Consider the following 10,651-nt stretch of genomic DNA (forward strand, 5'->3'; position numbering starts at 1 on the left):
GTAAATGACAGTTAAACGCTCTCTCACACAATTCTGATGCGTAAACCCAAAACATTCTTTTTGTCAAGCTGGTTCGCGATCGGCTTAACAATTAGTTTTCTGCTGATTCCTGGCTGGTTCTCAAACCTCCAAAACCGGGCTAACGCCACACTTCCCCCGCAAACCGCCGAATTTCGAGCCTTCTGGGTGGACGCTTTCAACCCCGGCTTCAAAACGCCTCAAGAAGTCACAAAGTTGATTGCAGACGCACAGCGGGCCAATGCTAACGCGATCGTCGCCCAAGTCCGCCGCCGGGGTGATGCTTTTTACACGAGTTCGATCGAACCCCGCACGATCGATCCCAACGTTCCCCCCGGTTTCGATCCCCTCCAAGACTTGATTGACAAAGCCCACGCCGCAGGCATTGAAGTCCACGCTTGGATGGTGACGCTGCCGGTGGTTTCTGGCAGCAAACTTCCCGCGGGTCATGTTTGGCAAACACACGGGCCTTCAGCCCCCGGCAGAGATAATTGGGCGATGCTGACTTCCAGGGGGGAATCGCCCGGTTTCCTCGATCCCGGCCATCCAGACGCTTTAGATTATACAGTTTCCGTCTATTTGGATTTGCTGAAGCGCTACGATGTAGACGGCGTGCAGTTGGATTACGTGCGCTACGGCGGCCCGAATTGGGGCTACAATCCTACTTCGATCGCCCGTTTCAACCAGCAAACTGGGCGCACCGGCAAGCCCGCACCCGCAGATCCCGCCTGGATGCAGTGGCGGCGCGAACAAGTGACAAATTTAGTGCGGAAGCTTTATGTAGAAGCCCTGGCGATTAAACCGCGCCTGAAAATTACCGCCGCCACCATCGCCTGGGGAGACGGCCCGAAAAACGATCGCGACTGGATGCAAACGCAACCCTACAAAGAAGTTTTGCAGGATTGGCGGGCTTGGCTGGAAGAAGGTATTCTCGACATGGCGATGCCCATGACTTACCAGCGCGAGTACAAGCGATCGCAAAAACTCGCTTATGACAACTGGATCGAGTACGCCAAAGATCACCAGTACAACCGTCAAATTGCGATCGGCCCCGGCAATTATCTCAACTACATCGAAGACACCCTCGCGCAAGTCCGCCGCGCCGAAGCCCCCTCTGCCAAAGGAAATCACATTGCCGGTACGGTTTTGTATTCCTACGCTAGCAGCAACATATATGCAAATGTCGAACTGCGATCGGGTGCTAGTAGCCGAGATTTGCCCCGCCAGCCTTGGAAATTCGTACCGCAAAGCAACGATTTGTTTTACACCGCCCTCTCGCAGCCGAGTCAATACGTTGACGGCGCGACGGGCAGAACCGTTCAAACTCAGCCTGTGTGGGCGACTGCGGTAGCCGTTCCCGATATGCCTTGGAAGTCGCGGCCGACTGCTGGGGCGATCGCCGGAGTGTTGCAAAAGTGCGATTCCCTACGGGATAGCTTCGCCGCGCGTACTTGCGACGGCGCTAGCTTGACTTTGCAGCCGATCGGTGCAGGTGGCAAAGTGCGTCAACTGCGCGCGGATGGTAAAGGGTGGTTTGGGGCGATCGAGCTTTCACCCGGTTCTTATCTGTTGAAACTTGAGGCAAATCAAGTTCAACAAACAGTTGATGTTGTCGCCGGTGAAGTTACAAAAGTGGATTTCGCCAGTTTGTAGTTTGTGGGGTGCCCAGCGCGTACCTTACTAATTTTTTGATGCAGATACGTAGGTTGGGCAGAGTGAAACGCAGGGTTCATTCTTGGACTCAACCTACAATTTTTTTTTTTTAACCGCAGAGGGCGCAGAGGGCGCAGAGGGAGATTGGAGAGAGGCAAGGGTTTAATTAATCAGTTACGGGGCAATTATTAAGTCGGTGAGTGAAGTAGGATTTACTCAGAAGTGGTACATTCAATTATCCTGGATTGAAGTGCGCTATTGGTGGTGAAGCTATGTTAATCACAGAAGCCCCTTTCACGCTCGGCAAATGGACGGTTAAAGAATATCAAAAACTCGGAGAAATCGGGTTTTTTTACCCAGAGTAACGAGTCGAATTAATTGCCGGAAATATTCTCAAAATGAGTGCAAAAGGAACTGCCCACACTTCTGCCACTAGACGCACCTCGACGCTGCTTCGCGAACTTCTCGAAAACCACGCTGCTGTCTATACTCAAGATCCGATCGCCCTTGATGACAGTTCCGAACCTGAACCTGATATCGCTGTAGTAGTCATCGATCCGTTTGATTATGCAATTCACCATCCGACTCCCTCAGAGCTATATCTCATTATCGAAGTGGCAGACAGCAGTTTGGCTTACGATCGCGAAATTAAAGCTAAGGCTTATGCGCGATCGCCAATTGCCGATTATTGGGTATTAAATGTGAACGATCGACAACTCCATGTTTTTCGAGAACCCGCTGAAAATGGGTATCAAAGTGAATTGATTCTGGGGGAAGATGGGAGCATTTCACCGCTACAATTTCCCACTATCAATATCGCTATTCAAGAAATTTTGCTGCCAATTATCTCAAATTGAAAACGGCTGTCTCGATTCTATTTATTTGTGAATTAGATTTTTTTTTGTTAACCACAGAGGGCGCAGAGGGCGCTGAGGAAGAGAAGAGATAGAGAGAATGGCTTTTGTCTTATTCTTCAGTCCGCCTCCGCGGACTTCGTTTGTATAGACGCGGTTTCAACCGCCGATTCTTCTGATTCTTCTCTTCTCTATATTCTAATCGCTTTCGAGAATGCTAGCCAGCAAAGCTTGCTGAGCGTGCATCCGATTTTCGGCTTGAGCCCAAACGCGCGATTGCGAACCTTCTATCACCGCATCCGTAATCTCTTCATCCCGGTGTGCCGGCAAACAGTGCAGTACAATTGCATTCTTATCTGCTAAATTCACCAATTCCTCATTTACCTGATAAGGTTCAAACAAAGGAATCCTGGTTTTTGCTTCTTCTTCCTGTCCCATGCTCGCCCAAACATCAGTATAAATCACTCGAGCATTCTTCACAGCAGCTTCCGCGTCAGCCGTCACCGTAACTTCTGTTTTTCCATTAGCAATCGCCCGTGCTTTTTCGACAATCTCAGAATTTGGCCGGAAATCTTCAGGACAAGCAATTCTCACATTCATCCCCATCATTGCACACCCCAACATCAGCGAATTTGCCATGTTGTTTCCGTCGCCCAAATAAGTTAATGTCACTCCTTCCAGCTTCCCAAAACACTCTTTGACTGTCATTAAATCCGCTAGCACTTGGCAAGGGTGTTCGTCATCTGTTAGGGCATTAATTACAGGAATTTTTGCATAATTGGCAAAAGTTATTAAATCCTTTTGCTCGAAAGTCCGAATCGCCAAAATATCTAAATATCTGTCTAAAACCCGCGCGGTATCGACCAAAGGTTCGCCGCGGCTGACTTGCGTAACGTTGGGATTGAGGTCAACAACTTGTCCGCCCAATTTGTACATTGCTACCGTAAAACTTACCCGCGTTCGGGTTGAAGCTTTGGAAAATAACAAGCCGAGAACTTTATTGCGTTTCAGCTTGACCATTCCCGATTTTAAACTGGCTGCTAAATCTAGCAAATAATTTAATTCGTCAATACTTAAATCTGCCAGACTTAATAAATCTCGCCCTTTTAATGAATCCATACTTTCCCCCACACACAAATTTTTAACTGTGTATTGAATTTTAGCCCGAAGAGGCGGGCTTTGTTTCTTTCAACTTGCGGGTAATTGTTCGATCGCCCGATCGATCCAATCGCAACCTTGCTCCACCGTTTCTACCACCGCCAACACGCCCCGCAATTCCCCAGCGCCCGGGAAACCCTTAGCATACCAGGTTAAGTGCTTGCGCGCCTGACATACACCGCTGTCACCTTTATATTCCCACAAAGCACGCAGATGTTCCTTAGCACATTCGAGCCGCTCAATTGGTGTCGGAGTTATCTTTTCTACACCTGTTTTGATGAAATGATCGACTTCTCCCACCAAAAAAGGATAGCCCAATGTTCCCCGCGAACACATCACTCCGTCAGCCCCAGTTTCCTCCAGACACCGCACCGCTGCTTCTACTGAAAAAATATCCCCGTTACCAATTACTGGAATCGATAAAACTTCCTTAACACGGCGAATCCATTCCCATTTTGCCGGGCCGGTGTAACCTTGCGATCGCGTGCGGCCGTGCACCGTAATCATTTTTGCTCCCGCATCTTCCATCCTCCGAGCAAATTCCAAAATATTAATTTCTTTGTCCGTCCAGCCGATACGAGTTTTCACCGTCACTGGAACATCTACAGCTTCGACAACCGCCCGCACAATTGCCTCGGCCGTTTTCGGATCTCGCAGCAGCGAAGAACCGCCACCATTTTTAGTAATTTTGTTCACCGGACAGCCCATGTTAATATCAACAGTATCGGCTCCTTCTGCCACTGCTTTCTTGGCCGCTTCTGCCAAGAAATCCGGCCGACAGTCAAACAATTGAATGCTAATCGGGCGCTCGTTGGGGTCAACTTCCATGATTCTCGGCAGTTGCTTCACGTAGTGCAAACCCGTAGCGTTCACCATTTCCGTGTACATCATCGAATCCGGGGCATAGCGGCGCACCAGGCGGCGAAATACCAAATCGGTAACGCCTGATAAGGGCGATTGCAAGACGCGACTTTTTACTTCAAAATCGCCTATTTTCAGCGGAGTTGCTAATCTTTCTTTTAATTCGGGAGATAAAGCCAGCATAGTCGATCGCACTTTAATTCTAATCTCTGTATATTATACAACATTAAGTATTTATACTTGAAAAACTAAAAAGCAAATACCAGCTCCACAAAAAATGAATTTTTTGACATATTTTTTGACATAACGAGTCCGAAAAACCTGTGAGATCGAGAAAGGTGTTCTGGGCGTAAGTTATGAACTACAATTGGTGGATTCCTGACTGCGCCGATCGAACATTATAAAAATTGTAGAGAATTCCTATGGATGCCACAGCACTCTGGCAACGCTACCAAGACTGGCTTTACTATCACTCTGGATTGGGACTTTACCTCGATATCAGCCGCATCGGATTTGACGGCGCTTTCCTAGCAGCACTCAAACCCAAATTTGACAAAGCCTTCAAAGACATGGCAGCTTTGGAAGCAGGGGCGATCGCCAATCCCGACGAAAACCGCATGGTGGGCCACTACTGGCTCCGAAACCCCGATTTGGCTCCCACTCCAGAATTAAAACAACAAATAATCGAAGAAATATCACAAGTCGAAGAATTTGTCAAGAAAGTTCAAAACCGCGATATCAAACCGCCCTTTGCTCCGCAATTTAGCGATATAATCTCGATCGGCATCGGCGGTTCCGCCCTCGGCCCTCAATTCGTCGCCGAAGCCTTATCTCCAGACATTCCACCCCTAGCAATTCATTTTATCGACAACACAGATCCGGCTGGGATCGATCGCACCCTCAACAAAATCAAAGACAAACTCAGCAGCACCCTAGTAATTACCATCTCCAAATCCGGCGGCACCCCCGAGCCCCGCAACGGCATGATCGAAGTTCAAAAAGCCTTCGCCGCCCAAAAACTCGACTTCGCCAAACAGGCAATTGCCATCACCGGCACAGACAGCCAACTAGACAAATTAGCAAAATCCCAAGGCTGGATTGCCAGCTTCCCCATGTCAGACTGGGTGGGAGGACGCACTTCGGAACTCTCAGCAGTAGGACTTTTGCCAGCAGCTTTGCAAGGTATCGACATTCGAGCCATGCTCGATGGCGCTAAAGTCATGGACGAAGCTACCAAAAATCCCGACATCAAACACAATCCCGCCGCCCTTTTAGCAATGTCCTGGTACTACGCCTGCAACGGACGCGGCGAAAAAGACATGGTAGTTTTGCCTTACAAAGATTCCCTGCTACTGTTCAGCCGCTACTTGCAGCAATTAGTCATGGAATCGATCGGCAAAGAAAAAGATTTAGACGGCAACACAGTTCATCAAGGAATTGCAGTTTACGGTAACAAAGGTTCAACAGACCAACACGCCTACGTCCAGCAACTGCGAGACGGCGTGCCGAATTTCTTCCTAACATTTATCGAAGTATTAGAAGACAGGCAAGGCATTTCCCCAGAAGTAGAAACCGGCGTTACTTCCGGAGATTATTTATCCGGTTTGTTGCAGGGAACTCGACAAGCTTTGTACGAAAATCACCGAGATTCAATTACTGTCACAATTCCCCAAGTCAACCCTCGAACAGTAGGAGCATTAATCGCCCTCTACGAAAGAGCGGTAGGTTTTTACGGTTCCTTGGTGAATATCAACGCCTATCACCAGCCAGGGGTTGAAGCCGGAAAAAAAGCAGCCGCCGCTGTACTCGACTTACAAAAACAGGTGCTACAAATTATCAAAGACGCTCAAACACCTCTGTCTTTAGCAGAAATAGCCAAAAAATCAGGAAAGACAGAGCAAATCGAGACAATTTACAAAACTCTGAGACATTTGGCAGCTAACGGGCGCGGTGTAGTTTTGGAGGGCGATTTCGGTCAACCTGCTACTTTGACTACAAGCTATAAAGGAAGTTAACCACTAGAATAAAAAATTAAAAGTGAAATTACTCACTTTTAATTTTTTATGTTTAATTTTTAATGTCTGCCCATGCCCTTAACGATTCTGGTTGCTGACGACGATTTCGCGACTCGCCTGTCGATTACCGATTATCTGGAAATTACCGGATACTCAGTAATCGCTGCTGAGAACGGCAAAGAAGCTTTAGGCTTGGTAGAAGAATTTGGACCCCACTTGATTGTTACCGACATTACAATGCCCGAGATGGATGGCTACGAATTCGTGCGGCGAGTTCGGACTCGTCCCGCTTTCCGCTTGCTACCGGTGATTTTTTTGACGGAACGCACCAGCACCCAAGAACGCATTCGCGGCTATCAGATGGGGTGCGACAATTATCTGGCTAAGCCTTTTGAACTCCAAGTATTGGCGGCGGTAATTCGCTCTTTGCTCGATCGCTACGCTCTAATTGCTCAGGCCCCATCTCATGCGGAACTAGAACTTGCGCCAACAGAGGCACGCAGCAGAGCCAACAGCCAGCCGGAATCGGATTTTTTAACTCAAAACTCAAAAAGTGGCGATCGCGCCTCTGCTAGCCTTAATACTCCGAATTTAACGCAGCGAGAGCGAGAAGTGCTAGATTTGCTCACAGAAGGTCTTTCTAATGTTCAAATCGGCGATCGGCTGCACCTCAGTCCTCGCACCATCGAAAAACACGTCAGCAGCTTGTTCAGAAAAACTGAAAGCAACAACCGTGCAGAACTCGTTCGCTTTGCGATGGAACACCATTTGGTCAGATAACCGCAAAGGCTCAAGGCAAAAAAAATACCAGAACTTGTTGCACCACGAATCACCTCATGCTCAAAAATTACTTAAAAAATCAGAAAATTCTCTATGCTGTCGCACTAGCAGCTTCCCTAATTTTCTGTATTGCCATCACATCAATAGGAATTACCAAGTTTTACAGCGTCTTACAGGGCGGAGAAAACTATAACGATTTTCCTACCAGCGGTTTCAGCGTCATCAGACTTCTAATCAACGGTTCCTACTTGATAGCAACAGTTACATATATTATCTGGTTATTCAACAAAAAAAACACAAGTTCGACCTTTACAGACATCTGCAAGTATGCAATCCCCTTTCTGGCCCTTGCTTTCATAGCTTATCCCCTAAGCAATGACATTTATATGTACTTGCATTACGGAGCCATGAGCTTACACAAAATCAATCCTTATCTTAATAAATCCGATAGCTTTGTCTCTGCAGTATCCCCCTTCGTCAACTGGTTGCAAACTTCTACCTACGGCCCAGTTTCTCTATTCTTTTTTACCCTATCAGCACTTGCTTTACCAATTAGCCCTTTACTGGGAGTTTATATTTTTAAAATAATCTGCCTGTTGGTACACGCACTCAATGCTTACTTAATTTGGCGGTTTCTAACAAATTCCGAACAGCGCAGCCTCATCACAACGGCCTATTTACTCAATCCAATCCTACTGAACGAGCAAATAACTAATGCTCACATTGACGTTTTACTTGCCAATACGTTGATTGTTTTAATAGGATGTATTTATTACCAACGTTATGTTTTTGCAGTCTTAGCAATTTGGGTGGGTTTTCTAGTAAAAACCTTGCCTGTAATTTGGATGCCCTTAGTTTTTGCTTTCCTCTGCAAGCAGCGTCGGTGGAAAGATTTAGCAGCCTCAGTATTGCTTTCTTTATTAATTATCGCGGCGGTAACTTATACATTTCTCCCAACAGTTTCAGCTTGGAGCAGTTTGTCAAATCCAGGAGTGTCGGGGGCTACTGCGCGATCGTTTCACCACTCGCTCAATATATTTCTGAATTTTTTGCCCGCTCTAACTGTTGAAACCAAGAACAGTCTAGCATCATTTATCAAATATTTTTCGTATTTAAGCTGGATAGTTTACTATGGAGTAACGTTGATTAAATCCTACTTAAGCCCAAATGATTCGGAAATTAATTTAGTATCAGATATTGGATGGACGACTCTCACTTTGTTTTTGTTTGCTACACCTTGGCTAATGCCTTGGTATCCATCCATTTTGCTGCCAATTGCTGCTTTGAGTATCAATGCTCCCCATTTTGTCTTGACAAGTTTAACTTTTTGTTTGTCACCAAGTATCCTCTTGGGAGGGGGTGCTGGAAAAAATTTAATCTCCCTAGTGACGAGTTTTGTCACCATTGTCCCCCCTACAGCATTGCTGATATTCGGCCGCAAGAAGACAATGTTTTAAATTGATTTTTGCCCGCCAACTTCTAATTTTTCCTGACTCACAACATACTCCAACAAACCCTGCGAAGCGTCCATCAGCAAATCAATTACCCGATCGAATCCCTCCGGGCCGCCGTAGTAAGGATCTGGCACTTCTTTCAGGTCGTATTTCTGGCAAAAGTCGCACATCAACCGCACTTTATCTTGATATTTTCCCGCATTGTCGAGAGCAAGAATATCCTGATAATTGTCTTGATCCATCGCCAGAATCAAATCAAAATTTTCAAAATCTTTCCTTTGAAATTGACGGGCTGCGCCTAACAATTCAATTCCTTGCTTCCTCGCAGCCAATGTCATGCGACTGTCGGGGGCGCTACCGATGTGATATCCGGCAGTTCCGGCAGAATCGCAGGTGATACGATCGCCCAAACCTGCTTTTTCGATTAAATGATCCATGATATTTTCTGCTGAGGGCGATCGGCAGATGTTTCCGAGGCATACAAATAGTAATTTAGTCATTAGTTATTGGTTATTTGTTATTTGTTATTGGTTATTTGTTATTGGTTATTTGTTATTGGTTATTTGTTATTTGTTATTGGTTATTTGTTATTTGTTATTTGTTATTTGTTATTTGTTATTTGTTACTCGCTTGGGGCTACTAATAACTAATAACATTAATCTTCACAGTCAACAGTCAACAATTCCCCAGTCAACAGTCAACAATTCCCCAGTCAACAGTCAACAATTCCCCAGTCAACAGTCAACAATTCCCCAGTCAACAGTCAACAGTCAACAGTCAACAGCCAACAGTCAACAGTCAACAGCCAACTGTCAACTGCCAACTGCCAACTGACCAAGGGCTTAGAAACCAGGGAGATTCAATCCGCCGGTGAGTTCTTCCATTTTCTCCCGCATCGTCATCGTAGACTTAGCGTAAGCATCCTGCATCGCCACCGTAACGAGTTCAGAAACCACATCAGCACCTTCACCGAGAGCATCCGGCGAAATTTCCACGCGGCGGGGTTCTTGGTTTCCGCTGAGAAAAACCTTGACCAAGCCGCCGCCTGCGGTTCCCTCAATTTCCATGACATCCAACTCTTCTTGAAGCTTTTTAGCTCCTTCTTGAACCTGCTGAGCTTTTTTGAAAGCTTCAGTCAGTTCTTTCATTTTGCCGAGGCCGAAGCCAAATCCTTGTCCTGATTTTGTCATAACTACTTTGTGATGGTGTGTGAGCCGATCGTCTGCCGTTTCCTAAATTATTTAGTCCTGGACGCACGGGTAGCCAGAAACCGGGTTTTTAATCATCATACTTGCTTGAAACCCTCAATCAAAGTTCAAAAACCAGGTTTTTTGGGTATTGATGTGTCCGGGACTATACTTCTATCTTGACTTAGAGGGGGAACTCTCCAAGTATTCTAACTTCTGGCTCCAACAACAGCGACCACCGCTGCTCGACTTGTTGTTGAACGTGGCGGATCACTTGAAAAATATCATTGGCCGTTGCCGACCCGCAGTTAAGAATAAAATTAGCATGGCGCTGGGCTACTTGCGCGCCGCCGATCTGGTATCCCTTGAGTCCCGCTTGTTCGATCAGCCAGCCTGCCGCCTGCGGGGTGGGGTTGCGGAAGACCGAGCCGCAGCTAGGCAGGTGGTAAGGTTGAGTTGTCCGGCGCTGGCTGAAATTCTGATTAGTGGCGGCCATTATTTGCGATCGGTCAAATCCCGGCTGCAACTGAAAAGTCGCTTCTGTTACCAGCCGATCGCCCCCTTGCAGCACCGAAGTCCGGTAGCGGTACTCCAACTCTTGGGGAGTCAGAATTTCCACCTTACCGCCAGGGGATAAAACCCGAGCGCTGACCAGAATATCAGCAGTACAG

At 46.9% G+C, this 10,651-nt stretch carries 10 protein-coding genes; 5 read left to right on the plus strand and 5 right to left on the minus strand.

From position 1 onward, the window contains the following. The first annotated feature begins 36 nt into the window (after positions 1-36). Positions 37-1,671 carry a family 10 glycosylhydrolase gene (locus IQ270_RS12735; RefSeq protein ID WP_193973572.1) on the plus strand — a complete coding sequence of 545 codons (1,635 nt, stop codon included), beginning with the start codon at positions 37-39 and terminating at the stop codon, positions 1,669-1,671. Positions 1,672-2,048: 377 nt separating this feature from the next. Continuing rightward, positions 2,049-2,528 (plus strand): Uma2 family endonuclease, encoded by a 480-nt coding sequence (locus tag IQ270_RS12740; RefSeq protein WP_339384144.1) that lies wholly within the window; start codon positions 2,049-2,051, stop codon positions 2,526-2,528. A 195-nt stretch (positions 2,529-2,723) separates the two neighbouring features. Here the strand turns inward: IQ270_RS12740 and argF are convergent, their stop codons facing one another. Then, a complete protein-coding gene (argF, locus tag IQ270_RS12745) occupies positions 2,724-3,644 on the minus strand; it encodes an ornithine carbamoyltransferase (RefSeq protein ID WP_193973573.1) in 921 nt (306 codons plus the stop codon). Positions 3,645-3,713: 69 nt separating this feature from the next. Beyond that, positions 3,714-4,727, minus strand: a complete 1,014-nt coding sequence (gene dusB / locus IQ270_RS12750) for a tRNA dihydrouridine synthase DusB (RefSeq protein ID WP_193973574.1) — start codon at positions 4,725-4,727, stop codon at positions 3,714-3,716. A 239-nt stretch (positions 4,728-4,966) separates the two neighbouring features. Here dusB and IQ270_RS12755 point away from each other — a divergent pair, with 239 nt between their 5' ends. The 3 genes from IQ270_RS12755 (at position 4,967) to IQ270_RS12765 (ending at position 8,796) form a co-directional block, all read left to right on the plus strand. Further along, on the plus strand, positions 4,967-6,559 hold the full coding sequence (locus IQ270_RS12755; RefSeq protein WP_193973575.1) for a glucose-6-phosphate isomerase: 1,593 nt from the start codon (positions 4,967-4,969) through the stop codon (positions 6,557-6,559). Positions 6,560-6,631: 72 nt separating this feature from the next. Further along, the gene (locus IQ270_RS12760; protein ID WP_193973576.1) at positions 6,632-7,339 is read left to right on the plus strand and encodes a response regulator transcription factor; all 708 of its coding nucleotides are present in this window, start codon (positions 6,632-6,634) and stop codon (positions 7,337-7,339) included. 56 nt (positions 7,340-7,395) lie between these two features. Further along, on the plus strand, positions 7,396-8,796 hold the full coding sequence (locus IQ270_RS12765; protein ID WP_193973577.1) for a hypothetical protein: 1,401 nt from the start codon (positions 7,396-7,398) through the stop codon (positions 8,794-8,796). On the opposite strand, the gene IQ270_RS12770 is transcribed toward IQ270_RS12765, so the two are convergent. The 3 genes from IQ270_RS12770 to murB all read right to left on the minus strand — a co-directional run. Continuing rightward, entirely contained in the window at positions 8,793-9,293 is a 501-nt protein-coding gene (locus tag IQ270_RS12770; RefSeq protein WP_193973578.1) for a low molecular weight protein-tyrosine-phosphatase, read from the minus strand. The two genes, IQ270_RS12765 and IQ270_RS12770, sit on opposite strands and share 4 nt — an antisense overlap. 342 nt (positions 9,294-9,635) lie before the next feature. Then, positions 9,636-9,983 (minus strand): YbaB/EbfC family nucleoid-associated protein, encoded by a 348-nt coding sequence (locus tag IQ270_RS12775; protein WP_193973579.1) that lies wholly within the window; start codon positions 9,981-9,983, stop codon positions 9,636-9,638. A gap of 181 nt (positions 9,984-10,164) precedes the next feature. Then, positions 10,165-10,651 (minus strand): UDP-N-acetylmuramate dehydrogenase (murB, locus tag IQ270_RS12780; protein WP_193973580.1); only part of this gene is annotated, 487 nt, incomplete at its 5' end.

The organism is Microcoleus sp. LEGE 07076 (assembly GCF_015207455.1).
Classification (GTDB): Bacteria; Cyanobacteriota; Cyanobacteriia; order Cyanobacteriales; family Microcoleaceae; genus Microcoleus.